This window comes from Cellulosimicrobium sp. TH-20 (assembly GCF_002105775.1).
In the GTDB taxonomy this organism is placed as follows: Bacteria; Actinomycetota; Actinomycetes; order Actinomycetales; family Cellulomonadaceae; genus Cellulosimicrobium; species Cellulosimicrobium funkei.
In genome coordinates, this window is sequence record NZ_CP020857.1 from 2,865,875 (window position 1) to 2,891,822 (window position 25,948).

Sequence of the window (25,948 nt, forward strand, 5' to 3'; positions counted from 1 at the left end):
AAGGAGCACCATCCATGCCGGTCCGGGCGATCCGGGGCGCGACCCAGCTCGACGCCGACGAGCGCGAGCACCTGTTCGCGCGCACGCGCGAGCTCGTCCAGGAGGTGCTCGACGCGAACGCCGTCGACACCGGCGCGCTCATCTCGATCCTCTTCACGTGCACCCCCGACCTGGTGGCCGACTTCCCGGCCGCCGCGGCGCGCGAGATGGGTCTCGGCGACGTGCCGCTCATGTGCGCGACGGAGATCGCGGTGCCCGGCGCGCTGCCCCGCGTGGTGCGCCTCATGGCGCACGCGGAGCTCGACGTCGACCGCGCGGCGGTCCAGCACGTCTACCTGCACGGGGCGACGGCGCTGCGCAAGGACCTCGCCCAGTGAGCGCGGGGACGCCGGGCGCGGGGGAGGGTCGCGCCGACGGCGCGCTGACGGTCGTGATCGACGGGCCGTCGGGGTCCGGCAAGTCGAGCGTGTCCAAGGGCGTCGCGCGCCGCCTCGGCCTCGCCTACCTCGACACGGGCGCGATGTACCGCGCCGCCACCTGGTGGTGCCTGCACCGCGGCGAGGACCTCGCCGACCAGGACGCCGTCGCGCACGCCGTGCGCGTCATGCCGCTCGTCATGGGCCTCGACCCGTCCGGTCCGACCGTCCACGTGGACGGGACGGACGTCGGCGAGGCGATCCGCTCGACCGAGATCTCGACGGCCGTGAGCGCCGTCGCGACCAACCTCGCGGTGCGCGCGGAGCTGCGGCGCCTCCAGCGCGCGGCCATCGAGGCCGAGCGCACGCCCGCGGGCTTCGCGGGCGGCCGCGGCGTCGTGGCGGAGGGCCGGGACATCACGACGGTCGTCGCCCCCGACGCCGACGTGCGCGTGCTCCTCACCGCGAGCGAGGAGGCCCGCCTCGCGCGCCGCTCGCTCGACGTGCACGGGACGGCCGACGCGGCCGCCGTCGAGGCGACGAAGGACCAGGTGCTGCGGCGCGACCGCGACGACGCGACGGTCTCGCAGTTCCAGGTCGCGGCCGACGGCGTCGTGACCGTCGACTCGTCGGACCTCGACCTGGAGCAGACGATCGACGCGGTGCTCTCCGTGGTCGAGCAGGTCACCGGGCGGGTGGTCGGCCCGCGCCAGGGCTCGTGAGCCGCGGCACGGGAGACGGCGTCCCGTCGCCCGCCGGGCCGGCGTGGTCGCGCTGGGTGGGCCGCTTCCTCGCGCGCGTCGTGTGGGCGACGGAGGTCGTCGGCGCGGAGCACGTCCCGGCCGAGGGTCCGGTCGTGCTCGCCGCGAACCACACCGGCGTCGTCGACGGGCCGCTCGTCCTCGGGGTCGCGCCGCGCCCGCTGCACGTCCTCGTCAAGGAGGAGATGTTCACCGGGCCGGTCGGCTGGGTGCTGCGCGCCGCCGGGCAGATCCCCGTGGACCGCACCGGCGGGCGCCCCGCGCTCGCGGCCGGGCTCGGCGTGCTGCGGCGCGGCGGCGCGGTCGGCGTCTTCCCCGAGGGCGCCCGCGGGCGCGGCGACGCCACCTCTGCGCGTGCCGGGGCCGCGTGGCTCGCGCTCAACGGTCACGCCCGCGTGGTGCCCGTCGCCGTGCTCGGCACGCGCCGCGCGGGCGAGGGCGTCAACCGGATCCCCGGGCTGCGCCGTCGGCTCGTCGTCCGCTTCGGCGAGCCGCTCACCGTCGAGCGCGCGCCCGGGGTGAGCGGCAAGCAGGCGCTCGAGGACGCGAACGAGCGCATCCGCACCGCGCTCGCCGAGCTGGTCGCCGACACCGTCGCGCTGACCGGCGTGGCGCTGCCGCTGGACGACCCGCGCGGGGACCGGCCGACGCCGTGAGGCCGGACCGCCCGGTGGCGCACGTGGTGGGCGACCGCCCGGGCACCGGTCTGCTCGTCGGGCTCGCGTCCGCCCTCGCGTTCGGCGCGAGCGGCCCGTTCGTCAAGCCGCTCCTCGAGGCGGGCTGGACGCCGGGCGCCGCCGTCCTCGCGCGCGCCCTGTGCTCGGCGCTCGTCCTCGCCCCGGTCGCGGCCGTCGCCCTGCGCGGCAGCCACCGCCTCCTGCGCGAGGAGTGGCGGCTCGTCCTCGGGTTCGGCCTCGTCGCCGTCGCGGGGACCCAGCTGTGCTACTTCGCGGCCGTCGCGCGCATGCCCGTCGGCATCGCGCTGCTCGTCGAGTACCTCGCGCCCGTGCTCCTCGTCGGCCTCGCCTGGGCCCGCACGCGCCACGTGCCGCCCCGGCTCACGCTCGCCGGCTGCGCCGTCGCGGTCCTCGGGCTCGTGCTCGTCGTCGACCCGGGCGGCGCCCGCCCCGACCTCCTCGGCGTCCTCCTCGCGCTCGGCGCGGCGGTAGGGCTGGGCGCCTACTTCGTGCTGTCCGCGCGCCCGACGCGCCTGCCGCCCGTCGCGCTCGCCGCGAGCGGGCTCGGCGTCGGGGCGCTCGCGCTCGGCGCGGCGGCGCTCGCGGGCGTGCTGCCCTTCGCCGCCCCGCTCGTCGACGTCACGCTCCTCGGCTCGTCGGCGCCCTGGTACGTCCCGCTCGCGGTCGTCGTGCTCGTCGCGACGGCGTTCGCCTACGTGTCCGGCGTCGCCGCGACCGTGCGCATGGGCGAGCGCCTCGCGTCGTTCGTCGGGCTGTCCGAGGTGCTGTTCGCCGTCGCCATCGCGTGGCTCCTGCTCGGCGAGGTGCCGAGCCTCGTGCAGGCCGCGGGCGGCGTGCTCGTCGTCGCCGGGGTCGTGCTCGTGCGTCTCGCGGGCACGCCCGTCGCGCGGTAGGTTCGCGCTCAGGCGCCGACGCCCCGTCGCAGGGCCGGGCAGGCGCCGCCCGCGGGGGAGGGAGCACGCATGGCCGAGCCGCCCGGCAAGCCCACGACCGTCGACGAGTACCTCGCGACGCTCGCCCCGGACGCGCGCGAGGTCGTCGCGCACCTGCGCGCCGTGGTGCACGACACGGTGCCCGGCCTGGGCGAGCGGATCAGCTACGGCATCCCGACGTTCACGCGCGACGGCCGGTACGTCGTCTACCTCGCGGGCTGGGCCCACCACGTCTCGCTCTACCCCGTGCCCGAGGTCGACGACGCGCTCGCGCGCCGCATCGCGCGCTACCAGGACGGCAAGGGCACGCTGCGGTTCCCGCTCGCGGAGCCCGTGCCCGACGACGTCGTGCGGGCCGTCGTCGCGCGGCTCGCCGCCCGCCGGGACGGTGCCGCGGGCTGACGCCGGGCGTGCCGGACGGGTGCCCGCACGACGCGCCCGCGGCCCGGTTCGGAGCCTGGCCCGCGGCCTGGGAGAATAGACCCCATGACCACACCCGACCCCGCCCAGCCCGGCACGCCCGGACAGACCGACGCCGTCGGTCAGGCCGAGGAGCCCCTGGCGCCCGCGGACGCCGCGGACGACGAGGCGCGCGAGCGCGCGCTGCGCGCCGGACTCGACGACTACGAGCTCGAGGACGCCGACCTCGCGCTGCTCGACGCCGACGAGGACGCGCTCGACGGCGCGGCGCCCGAGGCGCCCCTGCCCGTGCTCGCCGTGGTCGGGCGCCCGAACGTCGGCAAGTCGACGCTCGTCAACCGCATCCTCGGCCGCCGCGAGGCCGTCGTCGAGGACAAGCCGGGCGTCACGCGCGACCGCGTGAGCTACCCGGCCGACTGGGCCGGACGCCGCTTCACGCTCGTCGACACCGGCGGCTGGGAGGTCGACGTCGCGGGCATCGAGTCCAAGGTCGCCGAGCAGGCCGAGGTCGCGATCTCCCTCGCCGACGCGGTGCTCTTCGTCGTCGACGCGACCGTCGGCGCGACCGCGACGGACGAGCGCGTCGTGCGTCTTCTGCGCGAGTCGGGCAAGCCCGTCGTGCTGTGCGCCAACAAGGTCGACGGGCAGTCGGGCGAGGCGGACGCCGCGTACCTGTGGAGCCTGGGCCTCGGCGAGCCGCACCCCGTGTCCGCGCTGCACGGCCGCGGGACGGGCGACCTGCTCGACGCCGCGATGGCGGCGCTGCCCACGGAGTCCGAGCACGGCCAGGTGCGGCCGACCGGGCCGCGTCGCGTCGCGCTCGTCGGGCGCCCGAACGTCGGCAAGTCCTCGCTGCTGAACAAGCTCGCGGGCGCCGACCGCGTCGTCGTCGACGAGGTCGCGGGCACGACGCGCGACCCGGTCGACGAGCTCGTGACGATCAAGGACGTCCCGTACGTCCTCGTCGACACCGCCGGCATCCGGCGCCGCGTGCACCAGACGAAGGGTGCCGACTTCTACGCGTCGCTGCGCACGCAGGCCGCGATCGAGAAGGCGGAGCTCGCCGTCGTGCTCGTGGACGCATCCGTGCCGCTCACCGAGCAGGACACGCGCGTCATCTCCCAGGTCGTGGACGCGGGCCGCGCGCTCGTCATCGCGTACAACAAGTGGGACCTCATGGACGACGACCGTCGCCCGTACCTCGAGCGCGAGATCGAGAAGGACCTCGTGCAGGTGCAGTGGGCGCCGCGCGTCAACGTGTCGGCCCGCACCGGCTGGCACACCGACCGCCTCGCCCCGGCGATGGAGCGCGCGCTCGACTCCTGGGACACGCGCATCCCGACGGGCCGCCTCAACGCGTTCCTCGGCGAGCTCGTCGCCGCCCACCCGCACCCGCTGCGCGGCGGCAAGCAGCCCCGCATCCTCTTCGCGACGCAGGCCTCGACGCGCCCGCCGCGGTTCGTCGTGTTCGCGACCGGGTTCCTCGAGGCGGGCTACCGCCGCTTCATCGAGCGCCGCCTGCGCGAGACGTTCGGGTTCGAGGGCTCGCCCATCGAGATCAGCGTCCGCGTGCGGGAGAAGCGCAAGCGGTGAGCACGGGCACGGGGCGCGCCTCCGCCGGGGCCTCCCGGCGGAGCCGCGCCCTGCGCCTGGGCGCGGCCCGGGACACCGCGGCCGTGCGGCACGTCGTGACGTTCCTCGTGGTCGCCGTCGCGACGGTGCTCGTGACGCGGTTCTTCCTCGCGGCGTCGGGGTACCCGCAGGTCGGCGGGGGAGACCTGCACGTCGCGCACGTGCTGTGGGGCGGGCTCGGCATGGCGCTCGCCCTCGTGCTGCTGCTCTCCTTCGTCGGCCCGGCCCTGCGCTCGCTCGGCGCGTTCGTGGGCGGGATCGGGTTCGGGCTGTTCGTCGACGAGATCGGCAAGTTCGTCACCGCGGACAACGACTACTTCTACGAGCCGACGGCGGCGCTCATCTACGCGACGGTCGTCGTGCTCGTCCTCGTCGTCGAGGCGCTGCACGGGTGGCGGCGCCACCACCCGGCCGAGTACCTGGCCGTCGCCACCGACCGCGCCGTCGCGGGCGTCGCCGGCGGGTTCACCGACGACGCGCGCGAGGAGGCCCGCGCGCTCGTCGCGCTGGGCCGCGGCGAGCCGACGGCCGACGAGGTCGCGGCGCTCGTCGAGGCCGTTCCGCGCGACGACGTCGACGTGCCCGACCCGGTGCGCGCCCTCGTGCGGCGCTCGTCGGCCTGGTTCGCGCAGACGCTCCAGCGCCGCTGGGCCGCAGTCGTCGTGGTCGTGCTCGTGCTCGGGACGGCGCTGGGCTCGCTGCTCGCGGGGTTGCGCGTGCTGGTCGGCGACGTCGACGTGCCCACCTGGGTCGGGGCCGGCATCGCCGCGGGCGTCGCCGCGACGGTCGCGTGCGTCGTCGCGTGCGTCGTGGTGTCCCGCCGCGGGCGGCCCGAGGACCGTCGGGCCGGCGCCGTGTGGGTCCGGCGCGGCGTGCTCGTCTCGCTCCTGCTCACCCAGCTCCTCGTGTTCCGCGCGCTGCAGTGGGTCGGCGTCGCGGGTCTCGTGGTGGACCTGCTCGTGCTCGCGGCGCTCGGTGCCGCGCTCGGTGGCGACGACGAGCGCCGTCGGACACCGCGCCGCTGACGCGTCGTCGCCGTGATGGGCGACCTCTCCTGACCGACGACGGCGGCCGCCCCCGGGAGGGGACGGCCGCCGTCGGCGCTGGTGGTGGGCCGCTCAGCCGAGCGGGCCGTAGAGCGCGGGGGAGGTGCGGGCCTGCGTGGCCTGCTCGAGCGCGTACGCGAGGCCGAGCAGCGGGCCCTCGTCGAAGTCGCGGCCGAGCAGCTCGAGGTTGACGCCGCCGCCGGTGACGGTGCCGTCGGTCGCGACCGCCTGGCCGACCGGGACGGTCACCGCGGGCAGCCCGGTGTTCGGGCTGAGCCGCAGGTTGGTGCCGATCGTCCCGTACGGGTTGGCGCTCGGGTAGACGAGCGCGTCGAGGTCGGCGTCGTCGAGCATCGCGGTGACGAGCACCTTGCCCTCGGCGAGGACCTTCGTGTGCGACCCCTCGGGGCCCGCCCACGCCTGGTACGTCTCCTCGGTGACCGCGTCGCGCGAGACGTACGTGCTGCGGCGGGACGGCACGTAGCGGCCCGAGTCGACGATCCCCTGGAGCGTGCGGGCCTCGACCTGCGGGGCGAGGTGGGTCGCGACGTACGCGTCGAGGTCGTGCTTGAACTCGTTCGTCGAGCCCGACCCCTCGGAGAGGACGCTCGCGAAGCCGTTCGGCAGGACCGGCGACCACGTGGTCGGCGGCGTGACCTCGACGACGGTCGCGCCGAGCGACTCGAGCGTCGCGCGGGTCTGCGCCCACAGGCGGAGCGTCGCCGCGTTGCTGCCGAGCATGGACGGCACGTAGCCGATGCGGGCGCCGTCGAGCGCCCCCTCGTCCAGGTACTGCGTGTACGACGCCGGGACCTCGCCCTCCTGGCGCGACGTCACCGGGTCGGCGGCGTCGACCCCCGCGACGGCGTCGAGCGCGACGGCCGCGTCGAGGACGGTGCGCGCCATCGGCCCGCCCGTGTCCTGGCTCAGCGCGAGCGGGATGATGCCGTCGCGGCTCGCGAGGCCGACCGTCGGGCGCACGCCGACGAGCTGGTTGTACGACGACGGGACGCGGATCGACCCGCCCGTGTCCGTGCCGAGGCCGAGCCCGGCGAGGTTCGCCGCGACGGCCGCCCCCGTACCGCCGCTGGACCCGCCGGCCGTGCGGCTCGTGACGTACGGGCTCGCGACGAGCGTGCTCGTGCCCGCGTCCTGGAACGAGGAGAACTCCGACGCGAACCCGAACGCGAACTCGTCCAGGCTGGCCTTCGCGAGGATCACCGCGCCGTCGGCGCGCAGGCCCTCGACCATCGTCGCGTCGGTCGTCGTCCGGTTGTCGTCCCAGCAGCCGCAGCCGCCCGTGGTGGGCATGTCCTTCGTGTCGTAGTTGTCCTTCACCGCGACGGGCACGCCGAGCAGCAGGCTCGTCATGCCGTCCGCTGCGCGGACCGCGTCGGCGCGCGCGGCGGCCTCCAGCGCGACGTCGCTCGTGCTGATGATCGAGTGCAGCGGTCGCCCGCCCGCGCCCGTGTCGACGAGCGTCGTGTCGTACGCCTCGATCCGGTCGAGGTACTCCTGGGTGATCGCGACCGACGTCGTCGTGCCCGCGTTCATCGCGGCCTGCATGTCGAGCACGGACGCCTCGACGAGCTCGAACGGGCCGTCGTCGTACACGATGCGCTGCGAGACGGCGGCGAGGTCGGTCACGGTGATCGTGCCGTCCCCGTCCGTGTCGGCGGGCGCGACGTCGTCCCACACCGCGTCCGCCGACGTCGCGCCGAGGGCCGCGGCGACGACCGCGAGGTCGTCCGTCGTGACCTGCTGGTCGCCCGTGAGGTCGAGCGCGGTCCAGTAGGGGGCGAGGAGCGGCGCGGGCTCGGCGCCGGGGGCACCGGTCGCGGCGGGCGCCGTCGTGACGCCGAGGACGAGGCCGCCGATCGTCAGGGCGGCGAGCCCGCCGGTGGCGGCGCGCCGGTGGGTGGTGGTCACGGACGGCTCCTTCGAGGGGACGGGCGCGAGGTGCGCGAGCGGCTGGTCGGGGCGGGGCAGCGGGCCGGTCATCGCGTGGCCGCCCGACGCCGCGCGAGCAGGATGCCCGTGCCGACGGCGACCGCGAGGAGCGCGGCCCCGACGAACCACGCGACGCTCGCCCCGGTCGACGCGAGCGCGCCGCCCGAGGCCGACCCGGACGGGGACGACGACGAGTCGGACGCGCCGTCGTCCCCGGGGGGTGTGGTGCCGCCGTCGTCGACGGGCGGCGTGGTGGTCCCGTCCGTCGGCTCCGCCGTGGGTGGGACGTCGGCCGCGGTGACGGTCGTCGTGGCGCTCGCGGCGTCGGTGAGCGTCGCCGTCCCGGCGTCGACGCCCACGAGCGTGGCGGTCGGGACGGCGAAGGCCGCCGCGCCGTCGGACACGGCGGTGAACGTCAGGGTCGCGAGGGTGACGTCGCCCTCCAGGCCGGGCGACGTGCCGAGCCGCGTGTGCGTGACGGCGACCGTCCCGGCCGCGTCGTCGGTCGCGTCGGCGAAGCCGCCGTCCGGGGTCACGACGGAGTCGTCCACGAGCGCGACGAGGTCGGGGTCGTAGGCGACGGCGAGGTCGTAGGCGTAGAGGTCGACGACACCGGTCGCGGCGACCGTGACGGTGATCTCCGCGCCGACCTCGACCGACGCGGGCGCCGTGAGGGAGACCTGGGCGACGGACGGTGCGGCGTGCGCGGGGGCGGCGAGGGCCGCCGCGGCGACCGCGAGACCGCCGACGAGGGCGGCGCGGGCGCGGAGCCGTCTGCGGGGGACGGGACGGGTCATGGGCGAGCGGTCCTTCCTCCGGGCGCGCGGAGGTACGGCGCGACCGGCGGTCGTGTGGTGGGGCCCCCTGCCGTCAGCGATGCTCACAAGTCGCTGTTTCCCCGGCGTTTCGCGACGGTTAGCACGAGCAACGAACCGGGTCTCGGTCCGGTCACGATCCCGACGACGCGGGTCAGCCGAGGACCGGCGGCTCGCCCTCGCGCACCTCGGGATCCGGCAGGCGGCGCATGCGCAGCGCCGCGACGACGCCGAGGAGCCCCGCGACGAGCGGCACGAGGAGCGCGACCTGCAGCGCCCGCGCCCGCACGTCGTCGTTGATGGCCACGACCTCGGCCCGCACCGCGGGCGGCTCGTCGGCGAGGAGCTCGACGAGCTGGGCGTCGCTCATGATCTCGGCGTCGTCCTCGAGCACCCGGGCGACCTGCTCCTTGTCGTCCGGGGGCAGCACGTCGCTCGCCTCCGCCCGCGCCGTGAACCCCGCCGCGAGCGACGCCAGCATGACCGCGCCCGCGACGGCGAGTCCGAGCGAGAGGCCGAACGACCCGGCGGCCGAGCTCACGCCTGCGGCCTCGCTCGCGCGCTCCTCCGGCACGGGGGAGAGCGTGTACGCGTTGAGCTGGGAGATCAGGAGCCCCAGCCCGGCGCCCGCCACGACGAGCGGCAGCGCGAGCCACCAGCCCGACGACGCCCGCGGCACCACCGCGACGAGCGCCACCACGCCCACGACGAGCAGGAGGAAGCCCGCGAGCACGCGGGAGGCCGGCCGCCGTCGGCCGGGGCGCTTGCCCGCGACGAGGGCGGCGGCGAACATCGTCAGCGACAGCGGGGCGAGCGAGAGGCCCGCGAGCAGCGCGTCGTACCCGAGCGCCATCTGCAGGAAGATCGGCAGCGCGATCATCGCCCCGCCCAGCGCGACCTGCTGCAGGAGCTGCTGCGACACCCCGATCCGGAACGCGGGCGAGCGGAACAGCCCCGGGTCGACGAGCGTCGTCCGCCCCGCCCGCGCGCGGCGCACGAGCCACCACGCGAGGCCCACCAAGCCCAGCGCACCGACGAGGACGAGCGCCCCGACCGCCTCGCCGCCCTCCTGCCACACCAGCACGCCCAGCACGACGCCGCCCATCCCGACGACGGACAGGACCGTCCCGACCACGTCCACCGCGCGGTCGCCCGTGTACGGGACGTCGCGCACGAGCCGCACGCCCACGAGGACGACGACGATCACCACGGCCTCGAGCCCGAACGCCACGCGCCACGACAGCGTCGTCGTGATGACGCCGCCGAGCAGCGGCCCGACCGCCGCCGCGATCGACGCCGCCGCGCCCACGAGCGCGTACGCCGCCTTGCGCGCGGTGCCCTCGAAGTTGCCGTGCACGAGCGACTGCATCGCCGGCAGCAGCAGCGCGGCTCCGAGCCCGCCGATGACCGACCAGAAGATCACGACCGCCACGAGGCTCTGCGCGAGCGTCATCGCCACCGCGCCCGCCCCGTACGCGAGCAGCCCGACGACGTACGCGCGCCGCCGGCCCACGAGGTCGCCGACCTTGCTGCCCACGAGGATGAACGACGCCGACACGAGCGCCTCGAGCGCGATCGCCGTCTGGACGCCGCTCACGGTCGTGCCCAGGTCGCGCACGACGGCCGAGATCGACACGTTCATGAACGACGTGTCGACCACCAGCACGAACATCGCGGCGGCCAGGAGCAGCGCGAGGCGCCGGTCGGCCGCCGTCGGCCGACCCGCGGTGCGACCCGTGCTGTGCTCCACGTCGACCCCCGTCCGGCGTCCATGCTCGCCGCCCGGGTCGTCCCGGCGCCTCACCCGTCGCGGGTGCTCCGCCGCCCGCGCCGCCGAGGTCGGCGCGGGGGACTGGGAGGATCGCGGTATGGCCGCAGAGGGGTGGACGTCGCGCCACGTCACCGTCGAGGGCCGCGAGGTCTTCGTGCGCTCCGGACCCGAGGTCGCGGGCGCCGTGCCGATCGTGCACGTGCACGGCTTCGCCATCTCCGGCACGTATCTCCTCCCGACGGCCGAGCGTCTCGCCCACCGCGCGACCGCCGTCGTGCCGGACCTGCCCGGGTACGGGCGCAGCGAGGAGTGGGGCCACCCGCTCGGCATCCCGGCCCTCGCGTGGGCGCTCCTGTCGACGCTCGACGCCCTCGGGCTCGACCGGGTCGTCCTCCTGGGCAACTCCATGGGCGGGCCCGTCAGCCTCGAGGTCGCGCACGCCGCCCCCGACCGGGTCGCCGGTGTGGTGCTCGCCTCGCCCGCCGGGGGCGTGCACAACCAGCCGTTCGGGCGCGCCCTCACCCAGCTCGCGCGCGACGCCGTGCGCGAGAGCCCGCGCATGGCGCGCGTCGCGGTGCCCGACTACGTGCGGTTCGGGCCGGTGAACGCGCTCCAGCTCTTCGCCGAGCTCGCCCGGTTCCCCTCGCTCGAACGCGTGCTGCGCGTCCCCGTACCGACGCTCGCCGTTCTCGGCACGCGCGACCCGCTCATGCCGCCGCCGTGGCGCGTGCGGGAGGTCGGGGCGCTCGCGCCCCCGCACGTGACCGTCGCGGCGATCGAGGGCGCTCCGCACGCCATGAACTTCAGCCACCCCGGCGAGCTCGCGCACGTCGTCGGGTGCTGGCTCGACGGGCGCGACATCACCGACGACCCCGACGAGCCCGGCGTCGCGCGGGTGCTCCAGGTCGCGCGGGGGGCCGGGCCGGTCGTGTGAGCCGTCGTGTGAACCGCGGGCCGGGTCGTGGGTCGGGACGGGAGGGTGCCCGGCTCGGTACGGTGCTCGGTGGGGCGTTCCGTGTCCCGGCGCGGACGGAGAGCGCGAGAGCGAGGAGCGAGCGGTGACGACGACGGCGGCTGCGGTCGAGCTGAGCATCGAGGACCTGCGGGCGGTCACGGGGTACGCGGTCCGGTGCGCGGAGCCGGCGCTGGAGCTCGTCGAGGCGGTCCGGCCCGACGACGCACGCCCCCGCGAGGCGGTCGACGCGGCCCGCGCGTTCGCCGACGGCGGCGCGCGCGGCAAGGCGCTGCGCGACACCGCCTGGGCGGCCCTGCGCGCGGCGAAGGAGGCGGGCGACCCCGCTGCCGCCGAGGCCGCCCGGGCCGCGATGGCGGCAGCCGGCGCCGCGTACCTGCACCCGATCGCCGACGCCCACCAGGTCAAGCACGTCCTCGGCTCCGCCGCCCACGCGGCGCACGCCGCCGCGCTCGCCGCGGGCGCGGCAGGGTCCGGCGAGAGCGTCGCGAGCAGGTGGCTCGACACCGCGCGGGCGCTCGCGACGCCCGAGGTCGTCGCGGTGCTGCGTCGCTACCCGCCCGCGCCGGGCGGCGGCGGTCGCGTCGGCGAGCTGGTCCGACGGCTCGACGCGGAGCTGCGGGACGGCACGGGGCCGTCGGAGGGCCTCGGGACGGACGAGCGGACGTAGTCGGCACCCGCCGGGACCTCCAGGCATCGTCAGCTGCGCCGGATCCGCTGGGCGAACAGGTCCAGGACGGCGAGGATCCCCTCGTGCTGCCAGACCCGGTTGCGCCGGAGGCCGCTGCGCTCGCGAAGGACCCCCGCGTCGGAGAGCTGGCTCAGCGCTCGCTGGGCGGTGACGTCACTGAAGCCGAGGTGGTCGCGGAGGAACGCCGCGTTGATCACCGGATGGGCCACGAGGTGCGGCACGACGCTCCAGGCGGAGGCCTGGGGCCGCAGCCCGGAAAGCTGTTCCCGCGCTGTGGCGACCTGTCCCGCGAGGTCGTCGACGAGCCGCGCTCCGGCCGTCGCGGCGAACCGGCTCGCGCGGGAGAGCTGCTCGACGATCGGCCAGGCGTCACCGGCGCGGAACGCGGTGAGCGCGTCGAAGTAGGCCTCGGTGTCGATGAGGAGGCCCGCGGAGACCGGGGCGATGGTATTCCGCGTGAGGCCCTTCGAGCGCAGCATGGCGTGCACGAGGGCCCGGCCGGTGCGGCCGTTGCCGTCCGTGAACGGGTGGATCGTCTCGAGCTGCGCGTGCGCGACGGCGGTCTGGACGAGGACGGGAAGGTCCTCCCGGCGGACGAAGGCCATGAGGTCCGCCATCGCTCCAGGGACGAGCTCTGGCTGGGGCCCGACGTGGGTCGCGCCTCTCGGGCTGATGCTCGACGAGCCGACCCAGACCAGAGTGCCTCGGTAGCGCCCCGCGTGGTCCTCCCAACCGGGCTGCCCGGCGAGGAGCTCGCGGTGCATCGTGAGGATCGAGGCCTCGTCGAGCCGGTCGGCGAGGTCGATCGCGGCTTGCATGGCCCGGACGTTCGCGACGACGGTGCGTGCGTTGGTGCTCGCCGTCAGGTCGATCTCGGCGAGCGCGAGCTGCTTGGCGCCGACCGTCAGGTTCTCGATCTGCGACGAGGAAGCGGACTCCGTGCGCAGCAGGATCGAGGACATCGGACCCAGGGCGGGGTTGTCCGGCCCGAGCGTTGCGCTGGCGTACGAGTCGAAGCGTGCGAGAGCGGCGGCTGCTTCCTCGGCATCGGCGGACTGCTGCGGCGTCAGGACGGGGGAGTAGTCCGCGATGGCGGTCGGGATGGTGGACTCGTAGGGCCCCGAGCCAGCCGCCACCTGCGCGCGCGTCGAGAGGCCGTCGTTCTCTGCTGTCCAGTAGTGGCTCACGTGAGCCACCGCTGGGACGGCGAGCGCCTGAACTGCTTCCATGACGTCACCTTACTTACAGTTTCGGCGAAACTGTAAGTAACGGACGGCGTCAACTATCACTTGAGGGTTCCCCGCTCGGTGTGTCGAACCGCACGGCCCCGGAGAGCGGTTGCGGTCGATGGCGTGCACACGATAGATGCATCATGTATCTATGCCACGCACCACCAGCGCTTCTGCCACGGAACAGGCGTACCGGCACGTGAAGTCCCTCGTCCTCGACGGAAGCCTGCCCGGCGGGTCCATGACGAGCGAGGGCGAGATCGCCGAACAGCTCGGCGTGAGCCGCACGCCGGTCCGGGAGGCGTTCCTGCGCCTGGAGGCCGAGGGCCTGCTCCGGCTCTACCCGAAGCGCGGCGCGCTCGTCGTGCCGGTCGCGCCCGGCGAGGCCGACGACGTCCTCGACGCGCGCCTGCTCGTCGAGACCCACGCCGCCCAGTCCGTCGTCCGTCTGTCCGACGCCGAGCTCGCCACCCTCGTCGCGCTCCTGCGTGACCTCGTCACGGCCCAGGAGGCCGCCGTCGCCGACGGGGACGTCGCGGAGTACGCGACCCTCGACGCGCGGTTCCACCAGGAGATCGTCGCGGCCGGCGGGAACGCGCTGCTCACCACGTTCTTCGTGAGCCTGCGCGAGCGCCAGCAGCGCATGGTCGCGCACAGCGTCCGGTGGGACCCGGGCCGCGCGACGACGTTCGTCGCCGGGCACCGCGCGCTCGTCGACGCGCTCGAGGTGCGCGACACTCGCACCTACAAGCGCCGCGTCCAGCGCCACCTTGAGGACGCGAGGGCCGGCCTGTGAGCGCGACTGCCTCGGGCCCCACGAGCGAGGCCTCCGCGCCAGGGGCGAGTGCCGCCGTCGGGCCGCGGGCGTGGTTCGCCGTCGCGGCGGTGATGTTCGCGGTCGCGTGGGGAGGCAACGAGTTCACGCCCCTGCTCGTCATGTACCGCGAGGTCGGGCACTTCTCCGCGGTGACCGTCGACGCGCTGCTCGCCGCGTACGTGCTCGGGATCGTCCCCGCGCTCCTGCTCGGCGGGCCGCTCTCCGACCGGTACGGGCGCCGCCCGCTGCTCCTGCCCGCCGCGCCGATCGCGCTGGCCGGGTCGCTCGTGCTCGCGGCGGGGGAGTCGTCCGCCGCGCTGCTCGCGACAGGGCGCGTCCTGTGCGGCGTCGCGCTGGGCCTCGTCATGGCCGTCGGCACCACCTGGGTCAAGGAGCTCAGCGACGCGGCCGCCCGCGCGTCCGGCGTGCCCGACGGCGGCTCCGGCGCCCGCCGCGCGGGCCTCGCCCTCACGCTGGGCTTCCTCGTCGGGGCCGGCGTCGCGGCGGTGCTCGCCCAGTGGGCACCCTGGCCCACGCACACCGCCTACCTGCTGCACGCGGCGCTCGCCGTCGCGACCGGCGTCTGGCTGCTCGGCGTGCCGGAGACGCGCGTCGTGCCCGACGGCGGGGCCCGGGGCCGGCTGCGCGACGACCTGCGCGTGCCGGCGGCCGCCCACCGGCGGTTCCTGCGCGTCGTCGTGCCCGTGGCCCCCTGGGTGTTCGGGTGCGCCGGCAGCGCCTACGCCGTCCTGCCGGGCCTCGTGTCCGCCAGCGCGGGCAGCGCCCCCATCGCGTTCTCCGGGCTCATGACCGTGCTCGGCCTCGGCTGCGGGGTCGGCATCCAGGTGCTCGGCCGCCTCATCGACACCCGGCACAGCGCGCGGGCGTCCGTCGTCGCGATGTCCATCGTCGTCGTCGGCATGGGCTTCGGCGCCTACGCCTCGGCGCGGCTCGACCTCCCGACGGCGCTCGTCGCCGCCATGGTCCTCGGGGCCGGCTACGGGCTCGCACTCGTCGCCGGGCTCAGCGAGGTCCAGCGCATCGCGACGCCCGACGACCTCGCCGGCCTGACGGCCGTCTACTACTCGCTCACGTACATCGGTTTCTGCGTACCCGTGGCGCTCGCCGCGCTGTCCGTGCGGTGGACGTACGCGCAGATGTTCCTTGGCGGCCTGGTCATCGCCGCGGTCTGCCTGGTGATCGTGGCGAGCGCGTGGCGCGCGCACCTGCCGACGGGGGAGCGGGACGCCGCGGCGACCTCCGGCGAGACCGACCGCACAGCCCCGACCGGGGCAAACGGTGCTCTGGAGGCGTCACGGATGGGGTAGAGTATCCGAGGCTTCACGGGGTCCGATCCGGTCGGATCTGGCTCGGTGATCCAGCCACGGGCTGTGGCGCAGCTTGGTAGCGCACCTGACTGGGGGTCAGGGGGTCGCAGGTTCAAATCCTGTCAGCCCGACGTAAAAGCCCTGGTGAGAGTAGGTTTCTCGCCGGGGCTTCGTCATGTCCGAGGGTCGTTTCTTGTGGTCCCCCTCTGGTCCCCCCGGCGCGGTTCGAGACGACCGCCTGTGGACGGCCGGACCGCCTCGATCGGCTGCGCGCTCTTACGAGGGATGGCCGGCTTCCGTCGAGGTGAACCGGGCTCCGAGACGCTCCACTCGCTACCGTCACGGATCTCAACGCGCGGTGCGGATCACGCTGAGCGTCGCGCAGGGCGACGGGCAGATAGCGTGGGCTCAGCAGAGCGGGCTCCGAGGCTTCGGATGACCGCAAGGATCAACGGAGGCGACTGGTGCGCATTGTCTCGTACCGTCAGGGGTCAGGTCGTCCGACACAGACCGCGCGCGGGAACTTGAACGAGCTGGTGATGCTGATGGAGGCGGCCGTCGCACTCGCTAACGTCGAGCGCTGGGTGCAGGAATCTGTGTCTGCCGCGGCTCGCGCGAAGACCGGCTCATCAATTCTGACGGACGCAATCAAGAATACCGGCAAGCGCGACTCGTACGAGGTCTCTGTGGTTGACGGTTTCATGCGCCTCGGCGCCATCAGCTTTGCGGCACATGGTTCGGAAGCAGTTTGGGAGCGTACCTTTCCAACAGGGAAGAAGGGGCGACCTCTATCGGTTGATGTCTGTCTTTTCAACGGCAAACGAAAAGAGGAAGCACGAGTCGAGTTCGGGCTATACACCCTCAGTAAACTGAGGAGCGATGCGAAGAAGCTAGCGATAGATCTGTCGGCGCCGGAACCGCACGATGTCTCGAACTTTGTCATGCTCTGGCGGACGCGCGAATCGGGTGTCACCGCGACCGACAAGACTTGGCGAGACACCTGCGTCAAGGATGCGGCGAGCGTGACCACGACTGCTTTCGATGTCAAGATGGAAGTGGCGTCGGAGCAGGACATGTTTGTCGCCGGGAGCGCGGACCGGCGCAAGGTGCAGGTCGCACTCTTCTCTGTCATTGCTCGAAATGCGCCGGGCGATGCGACTGCACCGGCTGGAGCCGCCATCGATCTGCCGCTCTGAGGGCTCATTCACCGTCCTCAACTTCGTGCCAGGGCAATCGCACCGGCAAATCGTGCTTGTCAGCCGAGTCGATCGCGATATCAATCATCGCGGGCGGGTATGCGCTGCCAGCCGGGTGTCACGGTCCGTAGGTCCTGCCCGGGGGTCCACGCTCGGACCTGGGAACGAACGAGCGCTCCCGGATGGGAGGTGCCCCAACCCATCTCTCGGTAGACGTCCTTTCCTGTGTTCTCGACCCAGATCAGCGATTTCCGCTCGGTGGTGAGCCAGACCTGCAGGAAATCGGCATCGATCAGGAGCTCGTTCTGGCCGACGTTGACGGAATGCCGTAGAACGGCGATGAGCCGGCCGCTCGTGTCGGTCCATCCGTTGCGGCCGTTCCAGTGGAGAGTGCCCGGTGCGGGGCCGAAGAACTCGGGAGCGGGGGCGTCGAACGAGATCGTTTCGAGGTTGCCTGGCGCGTACTCGTTTTCGCCGAGCAGCTCCCACACCGCTGGGCGTGTCGGAACGCTGAGAGGGTCCGTCCACTCGTGCTCCACCACACTCAGCGTTGCACGGTGGTGGTGCCCAAACGGGTACTCGCCGACGTACCCGTTGTAGCTCATGGGTAGCCGGGACATCCCGAGGCTGTTGATCAAGTCACGTCCTTCGAGTTCGCCAAGGGCAACGGGAAGATCGTCGGTGCTCACCAGGTGGGTGTAGAGGTTGGTCCAGACGTGGTGGGTGCGCTTCATGCTGTCGCCGGTGAGGTCCCAACTGTATGAGCCCGACACGACGATAAAGGGGCGTCCGTCTCGTTCGGCGGAGGTCACGTCGATAGTGGGCAGGTCGGAGTCATCGGCCACCCATTGGGCGTCAGGTCTTCCGATCTTCGCATCCCAGTTGTAGGCCGGAACCCAGAGACGGGGCGCATCGCTCGCGGGTTCGAACTCGGTTACTGTGGGGTCGACCTGCCGGACGATGGAGGATTCGGGTCCGGGAACAGCCGGCGGCGGGGCTTCCCAGGAGCTCCTGGTCTTGGGTGCGTGGTCGGACAGATGCCCGATGAGCCGGTTGAGTGCGATCCATTGGTACTTCTTGCCAATCCGTTCGATCCACTTTGGTTTCCCACGTCCAGGCCCGTATTTTCCCAGGACGTAGTCGTCGAAGTTTGAATGCAGCCGGGGTCGGTATCCGAGCCGAATGACCTCTGCCACCACCCATCGCGCGCTGGCCGCGACGTCGACACCTGGCCGGTCACGCAACTCGGGCGTGAGCTGGTAGGTGAAGAAGTCGTCTGTCGTGGTGGAGTGCACGAGCTTCGGGTAGTCGCGATTGTCGTAGGTGGCGATGTCCTCTTCCGTGGGCCAGTTCAGTGGCCAGGTGCTGGTGTAAGGGGGGCGGAAATGTTCGGGCGTCACCTCTACGGGGAGCGCTTCGCGATCGAGTGCCGCTTCGAGAATGCAGCGGGCGGCGTCGCGAACGGCGGCGTTGGGGGTGAGGTCTGCGGAGCGTGCGAAGAAGGCGGCCGAGACGATCTCGGCGGCAGCGCCCCAGTCCGCGTCGCTACCGCTAGCCAGCAGCGCCGAGTAGGAGACTTGAAGCGCGCGCTCGACGATCCACTCGTCGTCGACGGTGCAGAATCGTTCGAGCAGGGCGGCAGCCTGGTGAGGGTGATGCGCAAGCAGGCGGGCTGCGGCGATCGTGGCTGGCTCGCGAACGCGGCGATCAGAGGCGCTAGTCGTCCATAGCAGTGCGGTGATCCACAGTCGGGTGGTCTCCGTGCCGACCTGGTCGAGCGGTTTCTCGCCTCCCCAGCGGATCAGGCGGTCGACCGCTCCGCTGGTGCCGTGACTCGTGTGCAGCCACCCGGCGAGGAACTGATCTCGGGTCGACATGGTGAGTTCACTGAAGAACTCATGGAGAAAGTGGGCGTTGAGCGGGTGGCCGGGGCGAGCTGCGAGCCTGAACAGCATCGTGAGGCCTGCGTCGAAGGTGTCACGGCGATGCAAAGCGTTGGTGATGATGCTGCCCGTGTCGGGAGTGATGGAGGACACAGATCGCCACGCTGTGCCGGCGATGACGGCAGCGTCGCGCGCGACGGTGTCGGTGATCACGGCGGTGAAGGCGGTCAGTTCGAGCCCGAAGCGTTCGGCGACGACGACCGAGGTCGCTTCGAGGAGTCCGACGTCGATGGTCGCGTCGAGTCCGATGAGCTCCCCGAGGCGACCGGACAACTGGGCGCGGACGCCATCTGCGTCATTCATATGAGCGAGCGCATCGGAGACGATCAGGTGGTGGCTGATGCGCTCGAAGGTGATGGTGATGATGTCGGTGCCGTAAGGGCTGCTGTCCGGTATAACGTCTTCTTCGACAAGACCCTGTGCGATGAGTCCATCGAGCAGCGACTTCTCCGCACTGTTGTCAGACCAGATCGGGTTCAGCGCGGCCTGCGCGGCGAGGCGGGTGAGCGGGGCTCCGCCCTGGTCTGCGATAGCGCCGGCCAAAGCGTGCATCGCGCGGTGAACGATCTGGTCGGACACCGATGCGTCGACGCGATTACTGACGGCCTCGTTCGCGTGGTCGAGGACCATTTTGGTGAGCTCGCCCAGCCCCATATTGGCCTGGTCGAGCGAGAGTCGGCCATCGGATTGCAGTGCTTCGCAGACCAACCGGAGGTAGAGCGGGTTATCGAACTCGCCGTGGATCGGTGGTGACGTCGGAGGTTCGAGACCGTAGAACGCGGCGTACTCGCTGACCGCCTCGAACTCGACACCCTCAAACCCCGTGTGCTCGAACCGAGGAATACACACGCCCGGCGGAAGGACCTGATTGACGTAGTGGGTGCGTGCGGTCAGCAGCAGCCGAATGTGCGGGTGCCTGGTGACGATGGAGATGAGGCGATCGAAGTTGTCCCGCCACATCGACCGGGGGCGCGTGTCGTTGAGCGCGTCGATGACGAGGAGGGTGGGTGCTCCTGCGGCGCGCGCACTTTGGTCCAGGAGAGCGATCGTCTCCTCGGTGGTCAGGTCGGCCGGCATCTGGAGAACGTCGCGGAGGTGGATGAGTAGGTCGTGGTCATTGAACCAGCGACCGTGCATCACGATGCTGGGCAGGCCTCTCTGAAGACGGCGGGCGGCGGCATCGAGGGCGAGGTAGGTCTTGCCGATGCCGGCGGGTCCGGTCATCAGCGCAACTTGAGAGCCGGCGAGCGTCCCGAGGGGGCTGATGAGGAGCTCGGCTGCAATTTCGAGTTTGCCGTCCAAGTCACGGAGAGCATCGACGGCTTCCGCCGGGAAATGGACCATGTATTCGCTCTGGTACTGCCTCCAACCGGCGGTGTCCCAGTTCTCGTGCGTGGCGTTCATCCGTTCGACCTCGACGGCCTCCTGCTCCCTGACCACAGCGATGGCGTCGGTTAGCGTCTCGTCGAGACCTCGGAACTCAGCGTCGGACCGGGTGCGCTCCCAGGCCTTGAGGGCGTCGATGACGGTCGTAGCGGCGCTGCGCGCGGCGCCCAGGTCAGCGGCCGTTGCATCGTTTCCGGCGTGCTGCAGGCGTCGTGTCGCTTCCGTGAGCTCATCGACTTGGCCGAGGACGGCCTGCCACCACTCATCGTCAGAGCAGAGCGCAGCGATGCTTCGAGCGGCGGGAACGTTCACGTTCAACTCTGGCGTGTATCGAGGTCTAGCAGCGTCGGTCGCGTCCTGCAGTCGGTCGATCCACCACTGTTGGGAGAGCACGTCGGCGTCGAACCAGTACCGCCGCTGGGCACCGGAGGTGTCCAAGCGGGTTAGGCGTGCAGCAGTGTTCGTCGCCCATTCGAACTCGAAGGTGACGGTCATGCCGCGGTCGGCCGCCATCGTCTGCCAACCCTCGAGCCAACCACCAGGGTCATTTATCTTCTCCAGTAGCGACTTTCCCTTGCCGCCCGTGGGCCGGTCGGGTCGGCGGGGATGGCGATGGTGTACTTGGTGAGATCCGGGTGGTTGGTGAGGGCTGCTTTGACGGATGCGTCGAGCTGCGACTTATCGACGTCGGCGTGGCTGGCCCAATACTTCGCTTGCCAGCCGTGCTCGGCGCCGCCGGGAAGGGTCCAGTAGCACTCGACGCCTCCATCGCCTCCGGCTCCGTGAAGGGACACGAACTTCGCGGCGGCGTGCGGGGGCTCTTGCGCGACCAGCTCGCAGATGAGTTGCTCGTATCCGTCGCGCTGGCCTCCCGCGCCCAGCGAGCGCACGCGCGCGAAGTCGATATCCGGAATGTTCATACGGACCCCTCGCTGGCCTGGAGATCAACGGCGGGAGTGAGGGAAAGGTCGGTCAGGGCTTGCCAGAGACCCGCATCGATGGCTGCGGGGGTGGGTCCCCGATCGACTACCTCGAGTAGCTCCCCGGCGAGTGTCAGGCCGGTAGCCTCTTGCAGCTCCAATTCGACTTGTGTGACCAACGTGTTTAGGGCGGCCCCCAGGACCGGCCCCACGGAACCTGGAAGTTGTGCGACTGCGCTGTGGGCAGTGATCCCTATTCTGTCCAGCTCGTCGATCTCTGGCGCCGGTACCGTGGACGGCCATTCGGTCGGCCGCCTTCGATGCAGGGCTAACGCCCATGAGGCGCGGGCTACGCAAGTGGCCAGCTCGTGGACCTTCGCGGTCGCGGCATTTACCGTCGGTGCCAACGGGAGTCCGGCTGCCGTGAGGTGCTGTTCGAGAGATTCGCCCGCCAGTGGGAGAACAGGTTGCTCACCGTAGTGCGCCATGATCACGGCTAGCGGAAGCGGTCGGACGCCATCGACTGCGAGCACCCATACGTTGCAGTCGAGAGCGCGACGCGCTTCAGCGTCGATGTTGGCCAAAGCACCAACTGCTTGATCCCAATCCTGTAGCCCCGCTGTCACCAACCATCCTGTCTGATCGATGTTGCTGGGGAAGGGCGCGGGATCCGACACCGTGCGCAGAACGGCGCCGGGAACGGCGGCTTCGATCACGGACAACACCGTGCGTTGTTGCTGCTGGGCTGCGATTGCCGAGGATGCCGTGATGGCATCAACTGTGGTGTGGTCGCCGAATCGAACTGAGCGCCAGGCGTCGGGGTCCTTTGCGGCGCTGATCGCGGCCCGCGCCAGCCGTTCGAGTTCACTGCCGAGTGCGTCGGGGACCGGTTGATCGAGGCCGAAGTATGTCGGTGTCAGCGATCGCGCGTGTTCGACCTTGGCGGCTGCATCTCGAAGCGACATCGCTACCGCGACTCGATTGTCGTTCGTCCTGAGATTACTCAGTGCCTGCGCGGCGGCCCCGAGTGCTTGCGAGACCGGGTCGTTTTGTCGTTGAGCATCATCCTCGCTGGCGTGGGAGTTGGCTCTTTCCTTCAAACCGTCCTTCGGTTTGGAGGCTAGTTCGCCGGCTCGCTCGCTTGCAGCTTGCACACGCTCGGCCCAAGCTTGTGCCTGGTGAGACGGGTCGTTGGCCCGTAGGCGGAAGGCGCCCTCCCTTGCAAGATCGACCAGTGCCTGGGCAATCTGCGCCTGTTCGAGGAGCAGGGCTGTCCATGTCGGTGCCGCTGACAACATCCGGATGGCTCCCTGGAAGCCGACATTATGTCGGACTCCAGCACGCTCCTTGAAGACCTCACGTGCTATGTGCTTGTAGCCCGGCTCAAACCCGCCAGCCTTATAGCGCCGTCCTGATGGCGTGATGGTGATGACCTCGACATGACTTGCTTCAGGGCACGCGAACGCCAACTGCCGCGCCAACGTGACGACGAAATCGTTGAGGGCATCGCTGCTGCCTGCCCACGGTGCGTCCCAGGTCATGCCGGGCGACTGCTCCTGAATATCAAGACCATGCATGACCGTCACGGACGGATCAGCCTCCGCCTGCGTCGTCAGCGCCACGGCCGAAGGTTCGGATCGCGCGACCACCAGGGCACGGTGCCCCACCGGTCCGAACGCAGCTTCTCGGTCCTCGGCGGAGACGAAGGGAGTCAGAGCATCGATCAGACGCGCCCACGCGTCGGCTTGCGTTGCGTCGGTCGGCTCGTCGAACTCCCGGAATACCGTCGTAGCCTCCGATGCATTGAGCGGCACCGTTCCCGCCAGAGCTTCCAAGAGACGCACGGCCTCGACAAGAGTTCCCGCATTGAGCAGGCGCATGACGAGGGCCGAATCGAGATGCGTGGTGATGGCTTCCAGTATTGGCGAAGTACGCGGCGGCGGCGCCCGCGCGATCCGGGTCATCTGCGTAGCCGCACGATCGAACGCCGGCGAGCCGATCGGATCGAGGGTCGTGTCCTGGTTGCGAATTCCATAGACGAATGGAGCTATCAGATTCGGCGAGACCCCAGAAGGCGCGAGGCGTCGAATGATCGGGAGACAGGTCTTGGCGTAGGCGACGTTGTCCGCGCGCTCGGCTCCTTCGAGGAGTTCGGCCACCCCCGAGGTGGTGGTATCCGGCGCGTTGAGATGACCCGCAACCGCGTCGGCAACAGCGACGACGGTCTCTGGAAAGCGTTCGGCTGATCGACGTAGCAACCAGCCAGCTTCGTTGGCAGGTAGCAACCGAGCTATGACGCTAAGGGTGTCACCGAGCGTGGGGGGTGGGGCGTCGTGAAGCAGAGTGGTCAGTGTCTGTGAACGAAGCTCGTGGAGGCCTGTCCAGACGTCGCCGTGGTCGAGAATGACATGCTCGTTCTTCAGTGTCGACAAGGCGTCACCGACCGCGCGATTGCTCCCAGCAACGGTCGCGAGTGCATCTCCGAGCATTCGGGCAGTCAACGACAGGCCAACTGCGTGAGCTGCGAGAACAAGGCGAGCAGCCTCTCGCTGAATCTCTCGTCCAGGAGCCGCCAGTTCGGCGGCCTGTGAGGCGAGGACCTGTTCCAGGTGCTTGCCTTCGCGCAGCAAGGAGAGAAACTCCATGAGCAGGCCGTTACTGCGCGCAAGGGCTTCTGCGGCGGCCATCTTCGTCGTGAGGCCCGCGCGCTCGATGCGCTCGGCAATCAGCTCAGCGGTGAGGCGGTCGAGCTCGGGCCTGATGACACGTGTGCTGCCGTTCAGTAGACGGGGGCTGAAGTCTTCTTCACGTGCCGCGCCGATGACGAAGACATGGGGAATCTCGCGCAGGGAGGCAACAGCATTCGGCCACGCGCTGGTAGAAGGTCGGCCGAGGCTATCCGCTGCGACGACAACCGGTGAGGTGGCAGTAGCGCGAAGCAGCTCGACATGTCGGAGCAGCAGTTGGGCGTCATCATCAGTAGTCACGCGGGCGACACGAACGACGCGAGCCCCCAGGATCACGTCGCGGCTTGCGCGCCAGAGGAGCACCGATTTGCCCGAACCGGACGGGCCGACGATGACGGTGTACTCGCCTTCTTGAGCCGCCTGTGTGATCTGATCCATCTCGTCGGCCCTGATCACATCCAGACCCTGTGCGATGTGGATAGGCGCCCCGTCCACGCCCAGATAGAACCGGCTGGCGGACGCCACCCTTGCGGTCGAGTAATCCGCGGGACGGCACACGCCTGCGGACACCGCAGCGTCCAAGCCGGTTACGTTGACTGCTGACTGGACCACATGCAGCGCGGTGTCAACGTCGCCGAGCGTTAGCGTTCGAGCCTGACCGAGGCCTAGATGACGTTGGTCTGCACTCGCCATCCCGAAGGCTTCGTAGAGCGCGCCGACAGTGAATGACGCAACGGATGGATGAACACCCTGTTTGTCGCTGAGGAGCGCTTCGGTCTGCTCGCGTAGGTTCCACGGCAACGACACGAGGTGGACACGTCCCAGTGCAGTGGTTGCGTCTGTTCGGGTCAGGCCCTGGGCGACGAGAGCGTCAACTAGGGCGATGCACCGCTCAGGCTGTGCGGCAAGTGGTTCGTCCCATCCGGTGAACTTCAGGCCCGAACCGACGCTGCCATCGGTGACGATAACGATCGGGCCGGTCGTCGCACTCATAGCATGCAAGATCGCGTCGCGGATTCTGGAAGTCTCTAGCTGTCCCGCTCCAGCGCTGACCTCCTTCACCTGCACCAAAGTCTCGTCGCCTGCAGCTGTGCGACAGTCGAGGTCCTCGAAGCCTTCGGGAACGAGCGTGGTGAAGGGCAGGACGCCTGCACGAGACATCACAAGCACGTGCACCGAGACGGCAAGTTGCCAAGTGACGCCTGCGACGTTGCGCGAGCCGTGCCTCAGCTTCCCCCACAGCTCTTCGCGGGCGTCGCTGTCCGCAGAGTGTGGCGGCGTCGGAGCGGTGGCATCTCGTGGCGCGGTCGGGCCTCGTCTACGTGGCCTCTTTCGACCCTTGCCAGACGAACCCATGGTGCTTCCCTCGCGAAGGTCTACTCCGGTCGATCGAGCGCGGGTTGCGCTCGACCCATAGAACGACGATAGCGAGGGTCACCGACACCGCAGGCGTCGGCTGGCCCGCAGAAGCACGGGAGAGTGCTTACCCCTTGACTGGGTCAAGTAGCCGCTCGCCGCGCGACGGGGTCGTACGTAGAAGTCGGCGGACGAGGCACCTCGAGAGAGCCCCCTGAGTCCTCTGCGAGGGGGACCAGAAGGGGACCAGAGTCATGGAGACCATGCATGTCGTGACGTGCTCTGCATGATCTGACGCCCGGAGTTACGCGGAAATCGGTCTCGCGGGAGCCATCTGGACGCCTGGGGGTCAAGGGGTCGCAGGTTCAAATCCTGTCAGCCCGACACACGAAGAGGGGCCGGCACCCGCCGGTCCCTCTTCTCGTCGTGCCGTGACCGGACCGGGTGGCCGCTTGCTAGGGTGGCGGCGACATGCAGCTCATGGCCGCACTCCGTTCGCTGCTCGCCGGGCGCCGGCGAGGGCTTTCGGGTGCCCTGCTGATCGCTGCGCTGCTTCTCGGCGTCGTGACGATGCACGCGATGAGCGGGTCGTCGACGGCCCACGTCGGGCCTGCGGCGGTCATCGCCGAGACGAGCCACCCCGCGGGCGCACCGGTGGCCGACGACGACCCCGGGCACCACGAGCAGGGTGGCTGCCTCGACTGCGGCGGGCACGAGATGGCGTCGGCCATGTGCCTCATGGTGCTGGTCGTGCTGCTCGCTCTCGTGCGCCCCGGGCGCGGCCTCCTGGCACGCCTCACCCCCGTCTGGTCCCGCCTCGTCGAACCGGGGCGCGCTCAGCCCTTCGTCGGCCTCGCGCCGTCGCTGCACCTTCTCGGCATCTCTCGGACGTAGGAGCCGCACGCCGTCGACGCACCCTGCGTCGACCGACACGCCCCGCACCGGGGCGCGTGTGGTTCCTGAATACCGAGACGAGAGGTC

Annotated in this window: 20 protein-coding genes and 1 tRNA gene; 14 read left to right on the forward strand and 7 right to left on the reverse strand. The window is 71.3% G+C overall.

Annotated elements, in window-relative coordinates:
• The first annotated feature begins 14 nt into the window (after positions 1–14).
• The 7 genes from aroH (at position 15) to B8281_RS12675 (ending at position 5,884) form a co-directional block, all read left to right on the forward strand.
• Complete coding sequence (gene aroH, locus B8281_RS12645; RefSeq protein ID WP_043660429.1) at positions 15–377, forward strand: chorismate mutase; 363 nt, start codon at positions 15–17, stop codon at positions 375–377.
• A complete protein-coding gene (gene cmk / locus B8281_RS12650; protein ID WP_232322561.1) occupies positions 374–1,138 on the forward strand; it encodes a (d)CMP kinase in 765 nt (254 codons plus the stop codon). The genes aroH and cmk overlap by 4 nt, the downstream gene beginning before the upstream one ends.
• The gene (locus B8281_RS12655) at positions 1,135–1,833 is read left to right on the forward strand and encodes a 1-acyl-sn-glycerol-3-phosphate acyltransferase (protein WP_085387891.1); all 699 of its coding nucleotides are present in this window, start codon (positions 1,135–1,137) and stop codon (positions 1,831–1,833) included. Before cmk ends, B8281_RS12655 begins: the two co-directional genes overlap by 4 nt.
• A gap of 14 nt (positions 1,834–1,847) precedes the next feature.
• Positions 1,848–2,768, forward strand: coding sequence for an EamA family transporter (locus tag B8281_RS12660; protein WP_085387892.1), 921 nt, complete (start codon positions 1,848–1,850; stop codon positions 2,766–2,768).
• Positions 2,769–2,837: 69 nt separating this feature from the next.
• The gene (locus tag B8281_RS12665; RefSeq protein WP_043656988.1) at positions 2,838–3,209 is read left to right on the forward strand and encodes an iron chaperone; all 372 of its coding nucleotides are present in this window, start codon (positions 2,838–2,840) and stop codon (positions 3,207–3,209) included.
• 84 nt (positions 3,210–3,293) lie between these two features.
• Complete coding sequence (gene der / locus B8281_RS12670) at positions 3,294–4,820, forward strand: ribosome biogenesis GTPase Der (RefSeq protein ID WP_081600160.1); 1,527 nt, start codon at positions 3,294–3,296, stop codon at positions 4,818–4,820.
• Positions 4,817–5,884, forward strand: coding sequence for a hypothetical protein (locus tag B8281_RS12675; protein ID WP_085387893.1), 1,068 nt, complete (start codon positions 4,817–4,819; stop codon positions 5,882–5,884). Before der ends, B8281_RS12675 begins: the two co-directional genes overlap by 4 nt.
• A gap of 93 nt (positions 5,885–5,977) precedes the next feature.
• Here the strand turns inward: B8281_RS12675 and B8281_RS12680 are convergent, their stop codons facing one another.
• The 3 genes from B8281_RS12680 to B8281_RS12690 all read right to left on the reverse strand — a co-directional run bounded on the left by B8281_RS12680 (position 5,978) and on the right by B8281_RS12690 (position 10,342).
• Positions 5,978–7,834 (reverse strand): amidase family protein, encoded by a 1,857-nt coding sequence (locus B8281_RS12680; RefSeq protein ID WP_232322562.1) that lies wholly within the window; start codon positions 7,832–7,834, stop codon positions 5,978–5,980.
• A 68-nt stretch (positions 7,835–7,902) separates the two neighbouring features.
• Complete coding sequence (locus tag B8281_RS12685) at positions 7,903–8,652, reverse strand: cohesin domain-containing protein (protein WP_085387895.1); 750 nt, start codon at positions 8,650–8,652, stop codon at positions 7,903–7,905.
• A gap of 172 nt (positions 8,653–8,824) precedes the next feature.
• Positions 8,825–10,342, reverse strand: a complete 1,518-nt coding sequence (locus B8281_RS12690) for an MFS transporter (protein ID WP_085388757.1) — start codon at positions 10,340–10,342, stop codon at positions 8,825–8,827.
• Positions 10,343–10,538: 196 nt separating this feature from the next.
• Between B8281_RS12690 and B8281_RS12695 the strand changes: the two genes are divergently transcribed.
• Together B8281_RS12695 and B8281_RS12700 are read left to right on the forward strand one after the other, a co-directional pair.
• Entirely contained in the window at positions 10,539–11,375 is an 837-nt protein-coding gene (locus B8281_RS12695; RefSeq protein WP_051028337.1) for an alpha/beta fold hydrolase, read from the forward strand.
• A gap of 124 nt (positions 11,376–11,499) precedes the next feature.
• Positions 11,500–12,084: a putative immunity protein gene (locus B8281_RS12700; protein ID WP_085387896.1), complete on the forward strand. Its 585-nt coding sequence runs from the start codon at positions 11,500–11,502 to the stop codon at positions 12,082–12,084.
• A 29-nt stretch (positions 12,085–12,113) separates the two neighbouring features.
• On the opposite strand, the gene B8281_RS12705 is transcribed toward B8281_RS12700, so the two are convergent.
• Positions 12,114–13,334, reverse strand: a complete 1,221-nt coding sequence (locus B8281_RS12705) for a Fic family protein (protein ID WP_085387897.1) — start codon at positions 13,332–13,334, stop codon at positions 12,114–12,116.
• A gap of 199 nt (positions 13,335–13,533) precedes the next feature.
• On the opposite strand from B8281_RS12705, the gene B8281_RS12710 reads away from it, so the two are divergent.
• From B8281_RS12710 to B8281_RS19300, 4 genes are all read left to right on the forward strand, one after another.
• A complete protein-coding gene (locus tag B8281_RS12710) occupies positions 13,534–14,130 on the forward strand; it encodes a GntR family transcriptional regulator (protein WP_198163066.1) in 597 nt (198 codons plus the stop codon).
• The gene (locus tag B8281_RS12715) at positions 14,127–15,479 is read left to right on the forward strand and encodes an MFS transporter (protein ID WP_232322563.1); all 1,353 of its coding nucleotides are present in this window, start codon (positions 14,127–14,129) and stop codon (positions 15,477–15,479) included. Before B8281_RS12710 ends, B8281_RS12715 begins: the two co-directional genes overlap by 4 nt.
• A gap of 57 nt (positions 15,480–15,536) precedes the next feature.
• Positions 15,537–15,610: transfer RNA gene (locus tag B8281_RS12720), tRNA-Pro, on the forward strand.
• 393 nt (positions 15,611–16,003) lie between these two features.
• Entirely contained in the window at positions 16,004–16,675 is a 672-nt protein-coding gene (locus B8281_RS19300) for a hypothetical protein (protein WP_157446629.1), read from the forward strand.
• A gap of 80 nt (positions 16,676–16,755) precedes the next feature.
• Here B8281_RS19300 and B8281_RS12730 read toward each other — a convergent pair whose 3' ends face one another.
• Genes B8281_RS12730 through B8281_RS12740 form a run of 3 tightly spaced genes read right to left on the reverse strand, consistent with a single transcriptional unit; the run spans position 16,756 to position 24,604 of the window.
• A complete protein-coding gene (locus B8281_RS12730) occupies positions 16,756–20,517 on the reverse strand; it encodes an ATP-binding protein (RefSeq protein ID WP_085387899.1) in 3,762 nt (1,253 codons plus the stop codon).
• Between the two features lie 35 nt (positions 20,518–20,552).
• Positions 20,553–20,924: a hypothetical protein gene (locus B8281_RS12735; RefSeq protein WP_085387900.1), complete on the reverse strand. Its 372-nt coding sequence runs from the start codon at positions 20,922–20,924 to the stop codon at positions 20,553–20,555.
• The gene (locus B8281_RS12740) at positions 20,921–24,604 is read right to left on the reverse strand and encodes a hypothetical protein (protein WP_157446630.1); all 3,684 of its coding nucleotides are present in this window, start codon (positions 24,602–24,604) and stop codon (positions 20,921–20,923) included. Before B8281_RS12740 ends, B8281_RS12735 begins: the two co-directional genes overlap by 4 nt.
• 843 nt (positions 24,605–25,447) lie before the next feature.
• Here B8281_RS12740 and B8281_RS12745 point away from each other — a divergent pair.
• Positions 25,448–25,861 carry a DUF6153 family protein gene (locus B8281_RS12745; protein WP_157446631.1) on the forward strand — a complete coding sequence of 138 codons (414 nt, stop codon included), beginning with the start codon at positions 25,448–25,450 and terminating at the stop codon, positions 25,859–25,861.
• Positions 25,862–25,948 lie beyond the last annotated feature (87 nt).